This is a genomic window from Variovorax sp. Soil_C_12 (assembly GCF_057657375.1).
Window position 1 is genome coordinate 21,933 of sequence record NZ_JBDGIO010000019.1, and the last position, 20,076, is coordinate 42,008.

The 20,076-nt window shown below is 66.8% G+C and carries 20 protein-coding genes; 8 read left to right on the forward strand and 12 right to left on the reverse strand.

Going from position 1 to position 20,076, the window contains the following annotated elements; genetic code table 11:
* Positions 1-1,239, forward strand: a complete 1,239-nt coding sequence (locus tag AC3A6X_RS31930) for a CaiB/BaiF CoA transferase family protein (RefSeq protein WP_487845950.1) — start codon at positions 1-3, stop codon at positions 1,237-1,239.
* 264 nt (positions 1,240-1,503) lie between these two features.
* Here AC3A6X_RS31930 and AC3A6X_RS31935 read toward each other — a convergent pair whose 3' ends face one another.
* Entirely contained in the window at positions 1,504-1,809 is a 306-nt protein-coding gene (locus AC3A6X_RS31935) for a putative quinol monooxygenase (protein ID WP_487845951.1), read from the reverse strand.
* Between the two features lie 226 nt (positions 1,810-2,035).
* Between AC3A6X_RS31935 and AC3A6X_RS31940 the strand changes: the two genes are divergently transcribed.
* Genes AC3A6X_RS31940 through AC3A6X_RS31955 form a run of 4 tightly spaced genes read left to right on the forward strand, consistent with a single transcriptional unit; the run spans position 2,036 to position 6,240 of the window.
* On the forward strand, positions 2,036-3,010 hold the full coding sequence (locus tag AC3A6X_RS31940) for a Bug family tripartite tricarboxylate transporter substrate binding protein (RefSeq protein WP_487845952.1): 975 nt from the start codon (positions 2,036-2,038) through the stop codon (positions 3,008-3,010).
* Positions 3,011-3,044: 34 nt separating this feature from the next.
* The gene (locus tag AC3A6X_RS31945) at positions 3,045-4,346 is read left to right on the forward strand and encodes a porin (RefSeq protein WP_487845953.1); all 1,302 of its coding nucleotides are present in this window, start codon (positions 3,045-3,047) and stop codon (positions 4,344-4,346) included.
* 36 nt (positions 4,347-4,382) lie between these two features.
* Positions 4,383-5,300, forward strand: coding sequence for an amidohydrolase family protein (locus tag AC3A6X_RS31950; RefSeq protein WP_487845954.1), 918 nt, complete (start codon positions 4,383-4,385; stop codon positions 5,298-5,300).
* Between the two features lie 31 nt (positions 5,301-5,331).
* On the forward strand, positions 5,332-6,240 hold the full coding sequence (locus tag AC3A6X_RS31955; protein WP_487845955.1) for a LysR substrate-binding domain-containing protein: 909 nt from the start codon (positions 5,332-5,334) through the stop codon (positions 6,238-6,240).
* Positions 6,241-6,270: 30 nt separating this feature from the next.
* On the opposite strand, the gene gcvA is transcribed toward AC3A6X_RS31955, so the two are convergent.
* Positions 6,271-7,164, reverse strand: a complete 894-nt coding sequence (gene gcvA / locus AC3A6X_RS31960; RefSeq protein WP_487845956.1) for a transcriptional regulator GcvA — start codon at positions 7,162-7,164, stop codon at positions 6,271-6,273.
* 158 nt (positions 7,165-7,322) lie between these two features.
* Here gcvA and AC3A6X_RS31965 point away from each other — a divergent pair, with 158 nt between their 5' ends.
* On the forward strand, positions 7,323-8,429 hold the full coding sequence (locus tag AC3A6X_RS31965; RefSeq protein ID WP_487845957.1) for a glycosyltransferase family 2 protein: 1,107 nt from the start codon (positions 7,323-7,325) through the stop codon (positions 8,427-8,429).
* 3 nt (positions 8,430-8,432) lie between these two features.
* Here the strand turns inward: AC3A6X_RS31965 and AC3A6X_RS31970 are convergent, their stop codons facing one another.
* A complete protein-coding gene (locus tag AC3A6X_RS31970) occupies positions 8,433-9,371 on the reverse strand; it encodes an SMP-30/gluconolactonase/LRE family protein (protein WP_487845958.1) in 939 nt (312 codons plus the stop codon).
* 65 nt (positions 9,372-9,436) lie between these two features.
* Here AC3A6X_RS31970 and AC3A6X_RS31975 point away from each other — a divergent pair, with 65 nt between their 5' ends.
* Positions 9,437-9,682: a FitA-like ribbon-helix-helix domain-containing protein gene (locus AC3A6X_RS31975; protein WP_487845959.1), complete on the forward strand. Its 246-nt coding sequence runs from the start codon at positions 9,437-9,439 to the stop codon at positions 9,680-9,682.
* The gene (locus tag AC3A6X_RS31980) at positions 9,679-10,074 is read left to right on the forward strand and encodes a type II toxin-antitoxin system VapC family toxin (protein WP_487845960.1); all 396 of its coding nucleotides are present in this window, start codon (positions 9,679-9,681) and stop codon (positions 10,072-10,074) included. Before AC3A6X_RS31975 ends, AC3A6X_RS31980 begins: the two co-directional genes overlap by 4 nt.
* Positions 10,075-10,099: 25 nt before the next feature.
* Here the strand turns inward: AC3A6X_RS31980 and AC3A6X_RS31985 are convergent, their stop codons facing one another.
* From AC3A6X_RS31985 to AC3A6X_RS32025, 9 genes are all read right to left on the reverse strand, one after another.
* Complete coding sequence (locus AC3A6X_RS31985; protein ID WP_487846031.1) at positions 10,100-11,080, reverse strand: branched-chain amino acid ABC transporter permease; 981 nt, start codon at positions 11,078-11,080, stop codon at positions 10,100-10,102.
* A 19-nt stretch (positions 11,081-11,099) separates the two neighbouring features.
* A complete protein-coding gene (locus AC3A6X_RS31990) occupies positions 11,100-11,975 on the reverse strand; it encodes a branched-chain amino acid ABC transporter permease (RefSeq protein WP_487845961.1) in 876 nt (291 codons plus the stop codon).
* Positions 11,976-12,011: 36 nt separating this feature from the next.
* On the reverse strand, positions 12,012-13,205 hold the full coding sequence (locus AC3A6X_RS31995; protein WP_487845962.1) for an ABC transporter substrate-binding protein: 1,194 nt from the start codon (positions 13,203-13,205) through the stop codon (positions 12,012-12,014).
* A 34-nt stretch (positions 13,206-13,239) separates the two neighbouring features.
* On the reverse strand, positions 13,240-13,950 hold the full coding sequence (locus AC3A6X_RS32000) for an ABC transporter ATP-binding protein (protein WP_487845963.1): 711 nt from the start codon (positions 13,948-13,950) through the stop codon (positions 13,240-13,242).
* Complete coding sequence (locus AC3A6X_RS32005) at positions 13,951-14,721, reverse strand: ABC transporter ATP-binding protein (RefSeq protein WP_309964349.1); 771 nt, start codon at positions 14,719-14,721, stop codon at positions 13,951-13,953.
* 211 nt (positions 14,722-14,932) lie between these two features.
* Positions 14,933-16,492 carry a DHA2 family efflux MFS transporter permease subunit gene (locus AC3A6X_RS32010; RefSeq protein WP_487845964.1) on the reverse strand — a complete coding sequence of 520 codons (1,560 nt, stop codon included), beginning with the start codon at positions 16,490-16,492 and terminating at the stop codon, positions 14,933-14,935.
* A 15-nt stretch (positions 16,493-16,507) separates the two neighbouring features.
* A complete protein-coding gene (locus AC3A6X_RS32015; protein WP_487845965.1) occupies positions 16,508-17,818 on the reverse strand; it encodes an EmrA/EmrK family multidrug efflux transporter periplasmic adaptor subunit in 1,311 nt (436 codons plus the stop codon).
* 230 nt (positions 17,819-18,048) lie between these two features.
* A complete protein-coding gene (locus tag AC3A6X_RS32020; protein ID WP_487845966.1) occupies positions 18,049-19,452 on the reverse strand; it encodes an efflux transporter outer membrane subunit in 1,404 nt (467 codons plus the stop codon).
* A 16-nt stretch (positions 19,453-19,468) separates the two neighbouring features.
* Positions 19,469-20,020 carry a MarR family winged helix-turn-helix transcriptional regulator gene (locus AC3A6X_RS32025; RefSeq protein WP_487845967.1) on the reverse strand — a complete coding sequence of 184 codons (552 nt, stop codon included), beginning with the start codon at positions 20,018-20,020 and terminating at the stop codon, positions 19,469-19,471.
* Positions 20,021-20,076 lie beyond the last annotated feature (56 nt).

Here is a 20,076-nt window from a genome sequence, read left to right on the forward strand (position 1 = left end):
ATGCTTCGCCATGCCTTGGACGGCCTGACGGTCGTCGACTTCACGCAGATCGGCGCGGGGCCGACCTGCACCATGCTCCTGGCCGACATGGGCGCTCGCGTCCTCAAGATCGAGTCGCCCGAAGGGGAGCTTGGCCGCGGCCTCGGGCCCGGCTGGATCGGCGAGGACGCCGCGCTCTACCACGGCTTCAACCGCAACAAACTGGGCCTGTCGCTCGACCTGAAGACGGAAGGCGGCGTGGCGGTCGCCAGGCGCCTCGTCGCCGGCGCGGACATCGTGGTCGAGAGCATGCGGCCGGGCGTGATGGCCCGGCTGGGCCTGGGCTTCGGGGCGCTCGCCGACGCGCATCCCGGGCTCATCTACTGCTCCATCTCGGCCTACGGCCAGACCGGGCCCTATGCCCAGCGCGCGGGCGTCGACGGCATCGTGCAGGCCGACTCCGGCCTCATGAGCTTGATCGGGCTGGAAGGCACGGAGCCCTGCAAGGTCCAGGCGCCGATCGTCGACGTGATGACCGGCTACGTCGCGGTCATGGCCGTGCTCGCCAAGCTTGCGCAGCGTACACGCGACGGGCAAGGCGGCCAGCTCGACGTGAGCCTGATCAATGCCGCGCTGGCGCTTCAGCAATCGTCCATCACCAGCTACTTCGCCGACGCGCAGCTGCCCGTGCGCGTGGGCAGCGCGGCGCCCTACTCGGCGCCCAACCAGGCCTTCGAGACGCGCGATGGCTGGCTGATGATCGCCGCCTACATGCCCGAACGCTGGACGAAGCTGTGCGCGCTGCTGGGCCTGCCCGGGCTCGCGACCGACCCGCGCTTCGCCACCTCGCCCCTGCGGGTCGCCAACCGCCAGGCCATGGTCGAGATCCTGACCGAGGTGCTGAAGACGCGGACGACCGAGGAATGGCTGCCGCTGATGCGCGCGGCCGACATCCTGTGCGCGCGGGTGGCGAACTACGAGGACCTCGCGCGGCATCCGCAGCTCGAGGCCAACGGCATGCTGGCGCAGGTGACGCATCCGCTGCACGGGACGATCCGCATGCCGGGCTTCCCGGTCGACAGCGCCCAGGCCAACGCGCAGCCGCACCGGGCGGCCCCCTCCTGCGGGGAGCACACGCGGCAGGTGCTGCGCGAGTCGGGCTTCGATGACGGGGAGATCGGGGCGCTGCTGCGTGCCGGGGCGATTCGATGCCCGGATACGGGCGCTCATGCCGCGGCGCCGGCACATGCACCCGCCTGACGTGGCTCGTCTTCTCGCTCATCGATGAACTATGGCCGCGCCAGGTGCCGTATCGGGACCTGGCGGCCGGGGGTCTCAGTCGTTGACGTTTTGATATTGGTCGATCTGACAGGCATAGGTGCCTGGCTGAGTCGAGCACACCGAATAGCCCCGAGGCGATGTGCTTACGCACCCGGCCAGGACGCACAGAAGTATGGCGTTCGCCATCTTGGCCATGAAGTCTCCTCCGACCGTCTGCTGCCGAGCTCGGTGGCGCACGGCGCGTCACGCGTCAAACTCAGCTCCCGGTGTGCATTGGATGCCCGTCAGACTCAACACCTTGCTTCCGACCTCCGCACGCACCTGGGCCATGCTCGTGCCTTTGAAGTGAGCTGAAAAGGCGGCACTGTCGGCATAGAGCTCGTAGAGCATGAGTTTGTCCGGCTCTGCAGACGGCACCAGGACCTCAAACTGCAGGGTTCCTGGTTCGTCCTTGAGGCACCGCTCGCGGTGAGCAAGAACGGCGCGAAGCACCTCTGATCTCGCGCCCGGTTGAACCTCGATGGTCCCGATGACGGCCAGCTTGCTCATGACACTTCCTCTCGTTTGAAAGAGAACGTCGACAGTGTGCCTCGCAGCCACGCCCGGCTGCAAGCGAACGCTGAGGCAAGGGCGTGCCCATTGCCAGAAGTCCCGACCCGACATCGTCGGCTGAGCTATCGAAGTTCGGCATATCACGAAGTGGCACAGCGGCATTGCTGGATGAACCGCTGTCGCCGACAGTTCGGGCATTCGAATTTCAATCCAGGAGACAAACATGACATCAAGGATTCGCCGGCTGATGATGCTCACGGCCATGGGAACGATCCTCCCGACCATGAGCGCTTTTGCGCAGAACTGGCCCACGCAGCCGATACGCATCGTGGTGCCCTTCGGAGCGGGTGGCGTTGCCGACCTCACGGCGCGCGTGGTGGCCCAGCGCATGAGCCAGTCGCTCGGCCAGGCCGTGATCATCGACAACCGCCCCGGCGCCGGAGGCGTGGTGGCATCGGACGTGGTGGCCAAGGCGGCACCGGACGGCTACACCCTGCTGCTGATGTCCAACGCCAGTGCGGTCAGTGCCAACCTTTTCAAGACGCTGCCCTTCAACGTCACGAAGGATTTCGCTCCGATCTCGACACTCGGAACTTTCGAGCTGGGCCTGCTCGCACGCAGCGATGCGCGATTTCGCAATGCGTCTGAACTGCTGGCCTTCGCCCGCACGAATCCGGGCAAGCTCAACATCGGAAGCATCAACGTGGGCAGCACGCAGCACCTGGCAGCCGAGTTGCTCAAGATCCGCGCCAATGTCGACCTGCAGGTGGTGCCCTTCAACGGTTCGCCAGCGGTACTCACTGCCCTGCGCGGTGGTCAGATCGATGCTGCCGTAGAGATCCTGGCGCCTGTGATGGCGCAGGTCACCTCCGGCGCGCTGCGCGTGCTCGCAGTCACCGGCGATCGTCGTTCGCAGGCGCTGCCGGACGTGCCGACGATGATCGAAAGCGGAATCGCCGGGTATGCCGTGACGTCGTGGAACGCACTGGCCGCTCCAGCGCGCACGCCCGCGCCGGTGGTCGCGCGGCTGAACCGCGAGGTCAATGCAGCGCTCGCCGATGCGGAAGTCGTCAAGAAGCTGCGTGCGCTGCACGTGACGCCCGGCGCGAGTTCGCCCGAGCAGGCGCGCGAACTGCTGGCCAATGAAACCACGCGCTGGGGCGAGGTCATCACGCGTGCCGGCATCGCCAAGCAATAGATCGCCTACCGGCCCCTGTCACCTCGAGAACCTCATGAAAAAAACCGCTCTTCTGACGGGCATGCTGTCTTTCGCCACCGCAGCAAGCGCTCAATCGTCCGTCATGCTTTTTGGTGTCCTGGACGCAGGCGTCAGCTACTACAGCTCCAAAAGCCAGTTCTACAACAACACCAACCGTCTGGTTCTGCCCCCTGCCCTCACACCAACCGTAACCCGAAGCCAGACGGCCTTGTCCAACAGCGGGAACTCGAACAGCCGGCTGGGATTTCGGGGCACGGAGGACCTCGGTGGCGGCTTGTCATCCAGCTTCTGGCTCGAAGCTGCCCTGGCCAACGACTCGGGCCTGGGTGGAGGGCCTGGCGGCGCGATCGCCTTCAACCGGCGATCGACGGTGAGCATGTCGGGGCCCTTTGGCGAGATCCGCCTGGGCCGTGACTACACGCCGACCTTCTGGAACGATACGATTTTCAGCCCGTTCACCACGGTCGGCGTCGGCGCGAATGTCGTGTCGACCGTGGGCTCGAACCTTCAGGTGGTCAGAGGCCCGGGATCGGCTTTGGCAGCATCGGACAACTACCTGCGCACCAGCAACAGCATCGGGTACTTTCTGCCACCGGCGCTCGGCGGCGTCTACGGCCAGCTTCAATATGCGCTGCACGAGAACGTCCGCCAGAGCAATCTGCCTGACAGCCCGAGTACCAAGGGTCGGTCGGTCGGCGGTCGCCTTGGCTATGCATCCGGGCCGCTGGACGTGGCCTTGGCTTATGCAGAAAGTACCGCCGCCGACGGCGCAGCCGTAAACGCCGCCGGTGTTGCCACCGGCGTCGATCTCAAGGAGAAGATCAAGACGATGAGTCTGGGCGCGTCGTACAACTTCGATGTTCTCAAGATCTTCGGCGAACTCTCGCAGGTGAGGGATCGGAGCAGATCGACGTCGACCGTCCCCGTCTTCGGGTTGCTCACCGCTCGGGACAACGACAAGTACACCGGCGGGCTCCTTGGGGTGACGGTGCCTTTTGGAGCAGGCCTGGTCAAGGCGTCGTACTCGCGCGTCAAGTTCGACAACGATCCGGGTTCGCTGGCCACGCCGTTCACGCCCCGTCGAGATGCTTCGGTCGACAAACTCGCCATCGGGTACGAGTACAACCTTTCCAAGCGAACAGCCCTCTACGCAACGGCGGCACGCATCCGCGTGAAGGATGGCCAGAACAATCCGGCCATCATGGGCGCCATCACGGGGGGCTCTGTGGCTTACCTCTCCACAGGGGCCGGGACTTCCGGCTACGCACCGAGCAAGTCGACGGGGTATGACTTCGGGATCAGGCATGCCTTCTAAGACCACACCATCCGGCGATCGCTGCAGAGGTACGCCATGACTGCATTCACCAAATCTCCCGGCTGGCTGGACTGGCACGCCCATCCGGCGAAGCCGACGTTCAAGCTGCCGCCCGGCAGCGTCGACGCCCACTGCCACGTGTTTGGCCCGGGCGCGCAGTTTCCCTATGCGCCGGAGCGCAAGTACACGCCCTGCGATGCGTCGAAGGAGCAATTGTTCGCCCTGCGCGATCACTTGGGGTTCGACCGCAACGTGATCGTGCAGGCCACCTGCCACGGCGCGGACAACCGCGCGCTGGTGGATGCGCTCCATGCCTCTGCCGGGCGCGCCAGGGGTGTGGCCACGGTCAAGCGCGACGTGAGCGACGAGGAACTGCAGCAGTTGCACGCCGCCGGCGTTCGCGCCGTGCGATTCAACTTCGTCAAGCGACTGGTGGATTTCACGCCGAAGGACGAATTGATGGAGATCGCGGCTCGCGTTCACCAATGGGGCTGGCACGTGGTGATCTATTTCGAGGCCGTGGACCTGCCGCAGTTGTGGGACTTCTTCACCAGCCTGCCCACCGCGGTGGTGGTCGACCACATGGGCCGTCCCGACGTGAGCAAGCCGGTCGACGACCCCCAGTTCGAGCTTTTCCTCAGGTTCATGCGCGAGCATGCCAACGTGTGGACGAAGGTGAGTTGCCCGGAGCGCCTGTCCATCACAGGACCGTCCGCTCGAGACGGCGAGCAGGCCCCCTACCGCGATGTCGTGCCGTTCGCGCGCCGCGTCGTCGAGTCGTTCCCCGATCGCGTGCTGTGGGGCACCGACTGGCCGCATCCGAATCTGAAGGACGCTATGCCCGACGACGGCCTGCTTGTGGACTTCATTCCGCACATCGCGCCTACAGGCGAGCTGCAAAGAAAGCTGCTGGTCGACAACCCCATGCGCCTCTATTGGCCGCGGGAGAACTAGCCTCGGTACCGGTTGTCGCTACACTGAATTCATGGAGCTTCGTCAACTGGACTACTTCGTTCGTGTGGCAGAGCTCGGCAGCTTTACTCGCGCGTCCCTCGCACTGGACATTGCCCAGCCCGCACTCAGCCGTCAGGTCAGGCTGCTCGAAGTGGAACTGCGCCAGACGCTGCTGACCCGCAACGGAAGGGGTGCCGTACCCACAGAGGCCGGCCGGCTGTTGCTCGAGCACGGGCGCGGCATTCTTCATCAGGTCGAGCGCGCACGCGAGGAGCTGGGTCGCGTGCGCGGCGCCCTCGCCGGCCGGGTCGCGATCGGGCTGCCGCCCAGCGTGGCCAAGGTGCTCGCCGTTCCGCTCATCCGCGAGGTCAGGAAGCGCATGCCGGAAGCTTCAGTGTCTGTCAGGGAGGCCCTGTCCGTCGCGCTGTATGAATCGCTCGTCACCGGCCAGCTCGATATTGCATTGCTGTACAACGCTGCCCAGACGCCGGAAGTGGAACTGAGCCGCTTGCTCGAAGAGCCACTCGTCCTGGTACAGCGCAGGACCGGCAAGGCGGTATCCGCACGGAATGCGAGGGCAATACCGCTGCGCCAGGTAGCCGGCCTTCCGTTGGTCATCCCAAGCCGCCCGAACGCCATCAGGATGCTCGTGGAACACGAGATGTCGCAACTGGGTTGCCGACCGCAGGTGGCCTTGGAGATCGATGGCGTCGCAGCCATTCTCGACCTGGTCGAAGACGGCGCAGGCAGTGCAATCTTGCCGCGCAATGCCGTCGCCACGGCCGCGCGTCCGCAGGCTTTCGTGACACGGCCGATCACCGCGCCCCGCCTGCACAGCAAGTTGATGATGGCGACAAGCGCGCTGCGCGCGGCGACGCTCACGCAGAACGCGATGGTGCCCCTGATCCGGCAGACAGCCTTGAAGCTTCTGGCCGAATAGAGATGGAGCGCAGACCACGGTCTCGCAGGCTCAGGCCTTCCTGAACTGCTCCATCATCCAGAGCCTGAAGGTCTTCATGTGCGCCGGCTCGTCCCGATGGCTGGGCGTGAGCAGGTAGTAGGTGAAGTCGCCCATGTCGAGCGTCTTCTTGAAGGGCATGACCAGCCGGCCTTCTTCCAGGTCCTTCTCGACCAGGAAGAGCTGGGCCATGGCGACGCCCTGGCCCTCGATGGCGGCGGCGTAGCTCATGGCCGAGCTCTCGTAGGTCATGCCGGCGCGCGGGTCGAGCTGGCTGGCGCCACCGACCGCCTCCAGCCAGTAGGCCCAGTCGTCCGGCCGGGCGATGGTGTGCAGCAGCGTGTGGTGCGCCAGGTCGGACGGACGCTTGAGCTTCGGCCCCTTCTTCAGCAGCTCGGGGCTGGCGACCGGCGCCAGGATGTTGTCGAGCAGCCGCAAGCTGCGGGTGCCGGGCCAGTTGCCGTCGCCCAGGCGGATCGCGCCGTCGATGTCCTCCTTGCGGAAGTCCACCGGCTCGAGCGAGGCCTTCAGCAGCACCTCGACGTCCGGGTGCGCGGCATGGAACTCCGACAAGCGCGGGATCAGCCAGCGCATCGCGAAGGTGGTGTAGGCGCGGATCTTGAGCTGCTTGCGCTGGCTGCGCCGCTTGAGCCGGCGGGTCGCGTCGCGCAGCGACTCGATCGCGCGTGCCACCGCGCGGTAGTACTCGGCGCCCTGCCGCGTCAGGGAGATCTGGCGGTGCCCGCGCTTGAGCAGTTGCAGTCCCAGCGTCTCCTCGAGGCTCTTGATCTGCCGGCTGACGGCGCCGGGCGTGACGCTGAGCTCGTCGGCCGCCAGCGTGATGCTCATGTGGCGTGCCGCGGCTTCGAAGGCGCGGATGGCGTTGAGGGGCGGCAGGCGATCCATGCCGGGACCTTAGCCTTCGATTGAGCTGCGCTCAATCGTGGAATGCCTCTATCGGCGGGCCGTCCGTTCGTGCGTCGTCAGCTGTAACACTTGCGATGTACTCGTCATCCGGAGGCACAATGCAGGACGCCGCCCTCGTGGCCCTTGGGGACGCTGTCGTGAAAGCAGTCGCAAAGATCCTGTCCGTTGCACCGTTTGCCATCGAGCCCATGGCTCTGAACGAGCTGCCGGCCGTGCCGAAGGTCAGCATCGCCATCATCTGCTTCAACTACGGCCGCTTCCTGCCCGAGTGCCTGGACAGCTGCCTGGCCCAGACCGTCCCGGCGGACCAGATCGTGGTGGTGAACGACGGCTCGACCGACGACACCGCGCAGGTGCTGGACGGCTATGCCGCGCGCTTCGCACAGATCCTGCCCATCCACCAGCTCAACGGCGGCATCTGCGTGGCCACCAACGCCGCGCTCGCGGCCTGCACCGGCGAGGTGGTACTGCTGCTGGATGCCGACGACGCCATGGCGCCGGAACGCATCGAGAAGGTGCTGGATGCACTGCGCCGGCGGGTGGACGGGCATCTTCCTGGGTGGACCCACAACGGCATGCAGCGCTTCTCGGAGGGACAACCCCATCTGGGGCACGCGCCGTACTATCCCGGCGGGCGCGCCCCCCAGGGCTGGCTGGCGGCCGAGACCTTGATGGCCGCCTCCTGCCCCGTGCTCTCGCTGACCTCGGGCCTGGCCTTCCGGCGCGAAGTCCTCGAGGCCATCGGCCCCCTGGATGCCGACCGCATGATGTACCAGGACCTGCAGCTGTGCACCGCCGCGGCGCTGATCAGCCCGAGCGCCTGGATTCCCGAGCCGCTGACGCGCTACCGCGTGCATGGCGCCTCCGCGACCAAGGGCTCGATGGTCTCGGTGGCACAGATCAAGGCGATGCGGCAGCGCGCCGTGCGCTTCGACGCGTGGTTGCGCGCGCAGCTCGAACGCCGCCGCCCCGGCGCCTCCGCGCTGTGGCGGCCCCTGGACGACCAGGGCGGCTATCTGTGGCTCAGCTTCCTCGAACGCTGGCTGTCCGGCGAAGGCAAGGACCTCGGCCTGCTGCGGCGGGCGCTGCGCCACCCGGACACGCGCCGTGGGCCCAGGCAGTACCGCATCTACTACTACGGCAGCCTGCTGCTGACACGCGGGCTGTTCGTCTCGTACTCGCGGCTGATCTTCGGGGCGAGCCCCCTGAAGACCGTGCTGCGCCGGCTGCTGCGCCGGGCCTGAGATTCAGCCGCCGCGCACGCCCTGCGTATTGACGTAGAGCGCGTAAAGCGACTGGCTCGCCGCCATGAACAGCCGGTTGCGCGCCGGGCCGCCGAAGCAGACATTGGCGCAGCGCTCCGGCAGCGCGATGCGGCCGATGGGCGTGGCGTCGGGCGCGAACACCATCACCCCGTCGCGGCCCTCGCCGGTGCCCCAGCCGGCCCAGAGGTTGCCGTCGACGTCGCAGCGGAAACCGTCGGGCGAGCCCTGCGGATCGGCCTGCACGAACACGCGGCCGTTCTTCAGGCCTTGCCCGTCCTCGCTCAGGTCGAACACGCGGATGCGCCGCGGCGTGCTGCCCGACTCGACCACGTACATCAGGCGCTCGTCGGGCGAGAAGCACAGGCCGTTGGGGCGCTCGATGTCGCCGCAGACCACGGTGGCCTTGCCTGTTTTTCCATCGACGCGGTAGACGTTGGTCGGCAGCTCCGGCTCGGCCGCGTGGCCTTCGTAGTGGCCGAGGATGCCGAAGGGCGGATCGGTGAACCAGATCGAGTCGTCCGACTTGACGACGATGTCGTTGGGCGAGTTGAGGCGCTTGCCCTCGAAGCCATCGAGGATCACGGTGATCGAGCCGTCGTATTCGGTGCGCGTTACGCGCCGCGTGCCGTGCTCGCAGGAAAGCAGCCTCCCCTGCCGGTCGCGCGTATGGCCGTTGGCGAAGTTCGAGGGCTTGCGGAAGTGGCTGACGCCGCCGCTTTCCTCGTCCCAGCGCAGCACGCGGTTGTTGGGGATGTCGCTCCACAGCAGGCAGCGGCCGTCGCCGAACCACACCGGCCCCTCGGCCCAGCGAAAGCCCGTCGCCAGGCGCTCGACCGCGGCGCTCATCAGGCGGTATTTGGCGAAGCGCGGGTCGAGGATCTCGATGGCGGGGTCGGGGTAGCGTTCGGCGGGGTGCCACATTGGTCGGGCTCCTGAGAGGTTCTTGAATTTGGAACCATAATGGTTCCACTTTGGTGGAGATCGATATGCCTACGACCCTGACTCTAAAGAACATTCCAGATGCCGTGTATGACCGCCTGAAGCTCTCTGCGCAGGCGCACCGCCGCAGTATGAACAGTGAGGCAATCGTGTGCCTGGAAGCTGCGCTTCTGCCCACCAAGGTTGCGCCCTCCGAAAGGTTGGCTCGTGCGCGGGAACTGCGTGCCGCTCTACCGAAAGGCAAGTTCCGAGCGCGTGACATCGATGCGCTGAAACGTGAGGGGCGACCATGATCGTGGTGGACTCCAATGTATTGGCTTGTCTCTATCTACCTGGCGACTTCACCGCAGAGGCTGAGAAGTTACTTGAGCGAGAGCCAGACTGGGCTGCTCCTGTTCTGTGGCGCAGCGAGTTTCGGAACATTCTTACCGGCTATGTCAGGCGGAAGACTCTCAGCTTTGAGCAGGCGTGCAGCCTGCAGGCAGAGGCGGAAAGCCTGCTGGCTGGATCAGAGTTTGAAGTTGATTCGCGGGTCGTACTCGAGTTGGTGCGTGACAGCGACTGCTCCGCGTACGACTGCGAGTTGATTGCGTTGGCGATGAAGCTCGACGCCAAGCTTGTGACGGAGGACAAGAAATTGCTGCGCGCATTCCCAACTCGCGCGATGGCACTTTCTGCGGGCTAACCTTGAGTTGAGCGGACCCGAGGCGCTAGCGCCGGCGCGACATGAAGGCGATGATCTCCCCCATGATCCCGCGCCGGAAGGCCAGCACGCAGATCACGAAGATCAGGCCCGTGACCATGGTGACCGACTCGCCCAGCGTGCCGAACCATTCGATGGAAGTCAGGCTGGCCAGCAGGTGGCCGAACTCGCCGATCTTGTTCTCCAGCAGCACCACCACCGCCGAGCCGACCAGCGGGCCGGAGAGCGTGCCCAGGCCGCCCACCAGCGTCATCAGGATCACTTGGCCCGAGGCGGTCCAGTGCACGTCGGAGAGCGTGGCGAAGCCCAGCACCAGGGTCTTGAGCGAGCCGGCCAGGCCCGAGAGCGCGGCCGAGATCACGAAGGCCAGCAGCTTGAAGCGACCCACGTCGTAGCCCAGCGAGAGCGCGCGCGGCTCGTTCTCCTTGATGCCCTTGAGCACCTGGCCGAAGGGCGAGTGGATGGTGCGCACGATCAGCAGGAAGCCGACGACCACGATCACCAGGGCCACGTAATACATGGTCAGGTCGTTCTGCAGGTCCAGCACGCCGAAGAGCTTGCCGCGCGGCACGCCCTGCAGGCCGTCTTCGCCGCCGGTGAACTTGGCCTGCAGGCAGATGAAGAAAACCATCTGCGCGAGCGCCAGCGTGATCATCGCGAAATAGATGCCCTGGCGGCGGATGGCCAGCACGCCGAAGACCCAGCCCAGCAGTGCGCCGGTGAGCGTGCCGGCGATGAGGCCCAGCTCGGGCGTCAGGCCCCACGCCTTCATCGCCTCGCCCGCGATGTACGCGGAGCCGCCGAGAAAGGCCGCGTGGCCGAAGGACAGCAGCCCGGTGAAGCCCAGCAGCAGGTTGAAGGCCGAGGCGAACAGCGCGAAGCACATGAGCTTCATCACGAACACCGGGTAGGCGCCGAGGAAGGGCGCGGCGATCAGCCCGAGCAGCAGCAGGCCGTAGAGAACGAAAGAGATGTTGTTGTTCTTCATCATCATCAAGTGAGCCGCTTCACTTCTCTTTGCCGAACAGGCCGGCCGGCCGGATCAGGAGCACGATGACCATGATCACGAAGACGACGGTGGACGAGCCCTCGGGATAGAAGACCTTGGTGAACCCCTCGATGACGCCCAGGCCCAGGCCCGTGAGGATGGCGCCCATGATCGAGCCCATGCCGCCGATCACCACCACCGCGAAGACCACGATGATGAGGTTCTGCCCCATCAGCGGCGAGACCTGGATCACCGGCGCCGCCAGCACGCCCGCGAAGGCGGCGAGCGCGACGCCGAAGCCGTAGGTCAGCGTGATCATCAGCGGAACGTTGACGCCGAAGGCCTCGACCAGGCGCGGGTTCTCGGTGCCGGCGCGCAGGTAGGCGCCCAGGCGCGTTTTCTCGATCACGAACCAGGTGGCGAAGCAGACCACCAGCGAGGCCACCACCACCCAGGCCCGGTAGTTGGGCAGGATCATGAAGCCGAGGTCGGTGGCGCTGGCCAGCGCATCGGGCGTGTCGTAGGGCAGGCCCGAGACGCCGTAGACGGAGCGGAACACCCCCTCGATCAAGAGCGTGAGGCCCAGCGTGAGCAGCAGGCCGTAGAGATGGTCGAGCTTGTAGATCCAGCGCAGCAGCAGCCGCTCGATCACGACGCCGAAGAGGCCGACGACGATCGGCGCCGCGATGAGCATCACCCAGTAGTTGATCCCGAGGTAGTTCATCGCCATCCAGGTCAGCACCGCCCCCAGCATGAACAGGGCGCCGTGCGCGAAGTTGATAACGTTGAGCAGGCCGAAGATCACCGCGAGTCCGAGGCTCAGGATCGCGTAGAACGATCCGTTGACCAGCCCGAGGAGGAGCTGGCTCAGCAGGGCAGGCAGCGAAATTTGCATACGGGGAAGAACGATGAGCGGGATCGGCGGGTCAGCTTATTTCCAGAGGGCGCACTTGGACTCGGCCTTCGTCGTGAAGACCTGGTCGCCCGGCAGCGTCTTGACGACCTTCAGGTAGTCCCAGGGCTGCTTCGATTCAGAGGGCGCCTTGACCTGCACCAGGTACATGTCGTGCACCATGCGCCCGTCGGCGCGGATCTGGCCCTTGGCATAGAAGTCGTTGATCGGCAGCTTCTTGAGCTGCTCCATCACCTTGTCCGAATCGGTCGACTTGGCCGCCTCGACCGCCTTCAGGTAGGTCATGGTGGCCGAGTAGTCGGCCGCCTGGATGTCGGTCGGCATGCGCTTGGTCTTCTCGAAGTAGCGGGTCGCGAACTTGCGCGAGGCGTCGTTCAGGTCCCAGTACCAGCTGGTCGTGTGCAGCAGGCCTTCGGTGTTCTTCAGGCCCAGGCTGTGCACGTCGGACAGGAACACCAGCAGGCCCGCGGTCTTCATGGTCTTGCCGATGCCGAATTCCCTGGCGGCCTTGATCGAGTTGATGGTGTCGCCGCCGGCGTTCGCCAAGCCCAGGATCTGGGCCTTGGAGTTCTGCGCCTGCAGGAGGAAGGACGAGAAGTCCGAGGCGTTGAGCGGATGGCGCACCTTGCCGACTACCGTGCCGCCCTTCTCCTTCACGATTCGCTCGGTGTCGCCCTCCAGCGCATGGCCGAAGGCGTAGTCGGCGGTCAGGAAGAACCAGCTCTTGCCGCCCTGCTCCACCACCGCGCCGCCGGTGCCCTTGGCCAGGGCCACGGTGTCGTAGGCGTAGTGCACGGTGTAGGGGCTGCACTGGTCGTTGGTCAGCGCCGAACTGGCCGCGCCGTTGGTGAAGAACACCCGCTTCTTCTCCGACGCCACCTTGGCGGTGGCCAGCGCCGCGCCGGAGTTGGTGCCGCCGAAGACCATGGTCACGCCTGCCGTGTCGATCCATTCGCGCGCCTTGGAAGCGGCGATGTCGGCCTTGTTCTGGTGGTCGGCCGTGAGCAGTTCGATGGGCTGGCCGAGCGCCTTGCCGCCGAAGTCGGCGATGGCCATCTCGATCGCGGTGGCGCCTCCCTTGCCCTCGAGGTCGGAGTACAGGCTCGACATGTCGGTAACGAAGCCGATCTTGACTTTCTCCTGCGCCTGCGCGCCGGAAGCCAGGGCCAGGGCGCCGACGGCCAGCGCGATCGCGGTGAATGCAGTCTTCATGGTGTCTCCTTCAAGCAAAAAAAAGTGAACGGGATCAGACGCCGAGCAATTCGTGCAGTGTCGGCATCTTGGCGTCGAGCTCGGATGCACCGAATTTTTCGACAATGCGGCCGTGCTCCATCACGTAGAACCGGTCGGCCAGCGGTGCTGCAAAACGGAAGTTCTGCTCCACCATGACCACCGTGTAGCCCTTGCCGCGCAAGGTGTGGATCATGCGGGCCAGGGCCTGCACGATCACCGGGGCCAGTCCCTCCGAGATCTCGTCGAGCAGGAGCAGCCGGGCGCCGGTGCGCAGGATGCGCGCCACTGCCAGCATCTGCTGCTCGCCGCCAGACAGGCGCGTGCCCTGGCTGTTGCGGCGCTCGGCCAGGTTGGGGAACATGGCGTAGATTTCCTCCACCGACATGCCCTTCTCCGCTCCCTTGAGTGCGGGCGGCAGCAGCAGGTTCTCTTCGGCCGAAAGGCTGGCGAAGATGCCGCGCTCCTCCGGGCAGTAGCCGATGCCGTGGTGCGCGATGCGGTGCGTGGCCATGCCGATGGTCTCGGTGCCGTGGACCTTGATGCTGCCCTTGCGCGCGCCGGTCAGGCCCAGGATGGCGCGCATCGTGGTGGTGCGCCCGGCCCCGTTGCGGCCGAGCAGCGTGACCACCTCGCCGGGCTGCACGACCATGTCGACGCCATGCAGCACGTGGGATTCGCCGTACCAGGCGTGGAGGTCCTTGATTTCGAGTGCAGGAGCGCTCATTCAATGGGCTCCCTGCAACTGGCCGTCGGTGGTGCCCATGTAGGCTTCCATCACCTGCGGGTTCCGCGAGACCTCGGCATACGGCCCCTCGGCCAGCACGGCGCCGCGCTGCAGCACCGTGATGGTGTCGGCGATGGTGGAGACCACGCTCATGTTGTGCTCCACCATCAGGATGGTGCGGCCGGCCGAGACACGCTTGATCAGCTCGGCCACGCGGTGTACGTCTTCATGGCCCATGCCCTGCGTGGGCTCGTCGAGCAGCATCAGCTCGGGCTCCATCGCGAGCGTGGTCGCGATCTCGAGCGCGCGCTTGCGGCCGTAGGGCAGGTTCACGGTCTCCTCGTCGGCGAGTTCCTCGAGGCCGACTTCGGCCAGCAGCGCGCGGGCGCGGGCATCGAGCGGCTTGAGCGTCTTCTCGCTCTTCCAGAAATGGTAGGAGGTGCCGAGCGCGCGCTGCAAGCCCAGGCGCACGTTCTCGAGCAGCGTGAGATGCGGAAACACGGCGGAGATCTGGAAGGAGCGGATGATGCCGCGGCGCGCGATCTGCGCGGGGCGCTCGCCCGTGATGTCCTGGCCGTTGAAGAGGATGGTTCCCGAGGTGGGCTCGAGGAACTTGGTGAGCAGGTTGAAGCAGGTCGTCTTGCCGGCGCCGTTGGGCCCGATCAAGGCGTGGATGGAGCCGCGCACCACCTTCAGATCGACGTTGCTGACGGCGGTGAAGCCCTTGAATTCCTTGGTGAGCTGGCGTGTCTCGAGAATGATGTCGCTCATCTCGCGCGGTCGCCCGGGTACTGGCAGGAAAGATCGGTCATGCGGTTCATTTGGGCGCGCCACCATGGCTGCGCGAAACGCATTGTTTGCAGCCGCAGCAACACTTGCCTACTGGGGCAAATGCCTATGCTGCACCGCAACCAGCGTCAGGCGCACGAAAGCCCGCCACGTCCGCGGAAGGACGTGACGGGCGGGCGTTGCCGCAAGGTGCTCAGTGCGCTCCGGCGGCCGCGTCCGATGCGCCGGTGCCGCGCGCGGGCTTCGCGAGCCACACGAAGGGAATCAGCAGCAGGAACAGGACCGCCGACGCATAGAACACATCATTGGCCGCCAGCATGAAGGACTGCTGGTCCACCATGCGGTTGATCTGGCCCAGCACCTGCTCGGCGGAGAAGCCGCTCGCACTCAGCCCGGCCATGGCGCTGTTGGCGGCGGCGCTGCCCGCGTTGACCGACTCGACCAATTGCGCATGATGCAGCGCTGCGCGGTTCTCCCACAGCGTGGTCGCGATGGAGGTGCCCATCGCACCCGCAGTGATGCGCGCAAAGTTCGACAAGCCCGAGGCGGCCGCGATGCGGTCGGGCGCGAGGCCCGAGAGCGTGATCGTCACCAGCGGGATGAAGAAGAAGGCCATCGCCACGCCCTGGATCACGGTCGGGATCATGATGGTCCAGAAGTCGGCCTGGGTGTTGAAGTTCGAGCGCATCCACAGCACCAGCGCGAACACCAGGAAGGAGAAGGTCGCGTAGCGGCGCGGATCGATCTTGCCCACGGTGAGGCCGACCATCGGCGAGAACACGATCGCCAGCAGCCCCACCGGCGCCATGATCATGCCGGCCTGCGTGGCGGTGTAGCCCATGAACTGCTGCAGCCACAGCGGCAGGATCACGACGTTGCCGAAGAACAGCCCGTAGGCCACCGCGGTGGCGAGCGCGCCGGACCAGAAGTTGCGCCGCTTGAAGAGCGACAGGTCTACCACCGGATGCTTGTCGGTCAGCTCCCACACCAGGAAGAAGGCGAAACCGACCACCGCCACCACCGCCATCGCGACGATCTCGGGCGAATGGAACCAGTCGAGCTCCTTGCCCTTGTCGAGCATCAGCTGCAACGAGCCGACCCACAGCACCAGCAGCGCCAGGCCGATACCGTCGATCGGCACCTTGCGCGTGCTGCTCTCGCGCTTGTGGTAGATGCCCCAGGTGATGCCGGCGGCGAGCAGGCCCACCGGGATGTTGATGTAGAAGATCCAGGGCCAGGAGATGTTGTCGGTGATCCAGCCGCCCAGGAGCGGCCCCATGACCGGCGCGACGAGCGTGGTCATCGACCACATCGCCATCGCGAGGCCGGCCTTGGCCTTCGGGTAGCTCGACAGCAACAGCGTCTGCGACAGCGGGATCATCGGCCCGGCCACGAAGCCCTGCAGCGCGCGGAAGGCGATCAGCGTGGTCATGTTGGGCGCCAGGCCGCACAGCCACGAGCTGATGATGAACAGCAGCACGCTGGCCATGAACAGGCGCACCTGGCCGAAGCGCTGCGTGAGCCAGCCGGTGAGCGGCACCGCGATCGCGTTGGCGACGGCGAAGCTGGTGATGACCCAGGTGCCCTGCGTGGAGCTCACGCCCAGGTCGCCGGAGATGGCCGGCAGCGACACGTTCGCGATCGAGGTGTCGAGCACGTTCATGAAGGTCGCGGCCGAGAGCGCGATCGTGCCCCACAGGCGGGCCGAGCCTTCGAGCGGCGGATGGGCGGCGGCAGCCGCGGCGGTGGCCATCGTGCGCGCCTTCGCTCAGATCGGGTTCACGTGCGAGACGGCCGAGCCGGCAGCGGGTGCTGCGCCATGCGGCTGCTTCGCCGCGCCGGCGATCGCCGGGGTACGGCCCAGGTTGGCGGCGATGATGCGCTGCACCTCGGCGTCGGCGCCCTGGTCGAGCTGGCTGTAGACCTGCGTCTGGGCCAGCGCGGTGGCGCGCGGCGCATCGGCCAGCGTCTTGCCGCCCTTCTGCCGCACGTCGACCTCCACGTCCATCGACAGGCCCACGCGCAGCGGGTTGGCCTTGAGCTGCTCGGCGTCGAGCGCGATGCGCACCGGCACCCGCTGCACCACCTTGATCCAGTTGCCGGTGGCGTTCTGCGCCGGCAGCAGCGCGAAAGCGGCGCCGGTGCCCACGCCCAGGCCGGCCACGCGGCCGGTGTACTCGACCTTCTTGCCGTAGACGTCGGCCGTGAGCTTCACCGGCTGGTCGAGGCGGATGCTGCGCAGCTGCACTTCCTTGAAGTTGGCGTCGACCCACACCTGGTTGAGCGGCACGATCGACATCATCGGCGTGCCGGCCGCGACGCGCTGGCCGAGCTGCACGGTGCGCTTGGCCACGTAGCCTTCGACCGGCGCCGGCAGCGCCACGCGCTGCGTCGCGAGGTAGGCCTCGCGCACCTTGGCGGCGGCGGCCTGCACGCTGGGGTGCTGCTCGACGGTGGTGCCCTCGGTCAGTGACTGGTTGCTGGCCAGTTGCTCGCGCGCCGCGATCACGCCGGCCTGCGCCGCGGCCAGCGCGCTCTTCGCGTTGGCCAGCGCGGTCTCGGCATGGTTGAGCTCTTCCTTCGACACCGCGCCGTTGCCCGTCAGCGCCTGGCGGCGCTTGAGGTCGTCCTGCGCGCGGGCGATGTCGCTCTGCGCCTTCACGATGTCGGCCTGGCGCAGCGAGACCTGCGCCGCCAGCGAGCCGTTGTTGGCATAGAGGGTGCGCACCTGGCGCACCGCCTGGCCGAGCGCCGCCTCGGTCTGCTCGAGGGCCACCTTGGCATCGGCCGGGTCGAGCTGCACCAGCGGCTGGCCGGTCTTCACCAGGTCGGTGTCGTCGGCCATGATGGCCATCACGGTGCCGCCGATCTGGGGCGTGATCTGGATCACGTTGCCCTGCACGTAGGCGTTGTCGGTCGTTTCGTAGCGGCTGGCGACCAGCCATTCGTAGGCGCCCCAGCCGGCGCCGGCGATCACCACCGCAGCGGCGAGCGCAGTGAGCGCGCGGCGGCGCTTGTTGTTGGCGGGGGCCGGTGCATCAACGGCGGCGATGTTGGTGTTGGTGTTGCTGCTGTCCATGGGAATGTCCTTCGGATTCGCGCGTGGCTTCAGGGATGTTGGGTCGCGGGCTTGGCTGCCGCGGCGGTCGTTTCGGTGTCAGAAGCTGTGAATGCATCTGGCGCGCCCGAGCAGCCCGTCCAGGTGGCTCCAATCAAGGCGGAAAGCGCAGCCGTAGCTCGTGCTACGGCGAGCATTTGCAACGCAGAGTGGGGCCGTCTGGGCGGGATGAGCGGGCGTGACGGATGCATTTACAGCTTCTCAGGCTGCCAGCCGCCGCCCAGCGCGCGGGCGAGGCCCACTTGGGTCTCGAGGGCGCGTGCGGCCAGGTCCACGGCCTGGCGGCGTTCGGCGAGCACGGTGGTCTCGGCCGTCAGCACGTTGAGGTAGTTGCCGAGGCCGGCGCCATAGCGCTGCGCGGCGATGTCGTAGGCCGACTCGGCGGCGCGCTGCGATGCGGCCTGCTCGGCCTGCTGGCGCGCGACCGACTGCACGCTGCTGACCTGGTCGGCGACGTCGCGCACGGCGTCGAGCACGGTAGCGTTGTAGCTCTCGATCGCGGCATCGAGGTCGGCCGTCTTGCCGCGCAGGTTGGCGCGCAGCCGGCCGCCTTCGAAGATGGGCAGCCGCACGGCCGGGCCCACGCCCCACTGCTCGCTGCCGGACTTGGTGAGATTGCCGAAGCCGAGGGCGGAGAAGCCGGCGAAGGCCACCAGGTTGATGTTCGGATAGAACTGGGTCTTGGCGTTGGCGACGTCGCTGGTGGCCGCCTCGACGCGCCAGCGCGCAGAGGCGATGTCGGCACGGCGGCCCAGCAGGTTGGCCGGGATGGTCGGCTGCAGCGCGATGGGGCGGATGCCCGCGAGCTTCGGCGCGGCCAGGCCCTGGGCGGTGCCGGGCTTGGCGACCAACGCGTCCAGCGCATGCTGGGCGATCTCGATCTGCTCGTTGAGCGCTTCGATCTGCTGGCGCGCCTGCGGCAGGCCGCCTTCGCTCTGGTACTGCTCGAGGCGCGTGTCCAGGCCGGCGGAGACGCGGTCGCGCACCAGCTTGAGGGTTTCCTCGCGCTGCGTGAGCGTGCGGTTGGCCACGGTCAGCTGGTCGTCCAGGCGGGCCCATTGGAAATAGGCGCGGGCCACGTTGCTGGCCAGCAGCACGCGGGCCGCGTCGGCATCGGCCGCCGCGGCATTGGCGGCGCCGACCGCGCTCTCGATGGCGGTGCGGTTCTTGCCGAAGAAGTCGAGCTCCCAGCTCGCATTGAGCTGAAGCGTGCCCAGCTCCTGGATCGAGCCGCCGAGCGGCGCGGGATAAATGGAGTTGCCGCTGAACTTCTCGCGCGTGAGGTCGAGCTGGCCGTCGAGCTTGGGCTTGCGGGCGGCTTCCGCCACGCCGACCGCGGCCTGGGCGCGTTCGAGGCGGGCACGCGCGACCTGCAGGTTGGGGTTGCCCTGCAGGGCCTGGTCGACCAGCGCGTTCAGCTGGGCGTCGCCGAAAGCCAGCCACCACTGGCTGTCGACAGTGGGCGCGGCCAGTTCGGCGGCCTGGCTGGACAGGCCCAGCGAATCGGCATCGCGCAGTTTCGCGTGCGAATCGATGTGGCCCATGTCGGCGCAACCGGCCAGGAACAGCGCCGCTGCGGCGGCGAGGGCGGTCATCGGGCGCCGTGCAAATTCAGGAAGAAGCGGGATCATTCTTTTCTCCACGGGCCGCAACGGCCTGGGCGTTGTCGAGGATGCGGTGCAGGAAGCCCTTGAGCTGTTGCCACTCTTCCCGGCTGAAGCCGGCCAGCACTTCGTTCTGCACGCTGCACAGCACATGGGGCACCTGGCGCGCGGCTTCGCGGCCCTCCTCGGTGAGTTCGATGTTGACCACGCGCCGGTCGGACAGGGAGCGCACGCGCCGGCACAGGCCCTTGGCTTCCAGCCGGTCGAGCAGCCGCGTCATGGCGCCGGTGTCGAGCTGGCATTCACGCGCGAGCTCGGCGACGGTCTCGGCATGGCCCAGGTGGAGCTTGAACAGGGGCGCCCATTGCGGGAAGGTCGGCCCGCTGGGCTCGGACATCTTGTTCGAGACGAGCTGGCCGACGATGGTCGTGATGCGGCGCATCATGTGGCCGACGCTTTCCTCGGCGAGGTAACCCTCCGGCTGGTAGAAGTCGGGAATCGCGGGTAATCCCTCGAGTGGCACCGGCGCGTCGCCTTCCGGACGTGTTGGCTGGGACATCGCGGAATATTAGTGTCATGACAGTAATTGTCAAGGCTGCCTTTGAATGGGCAAGC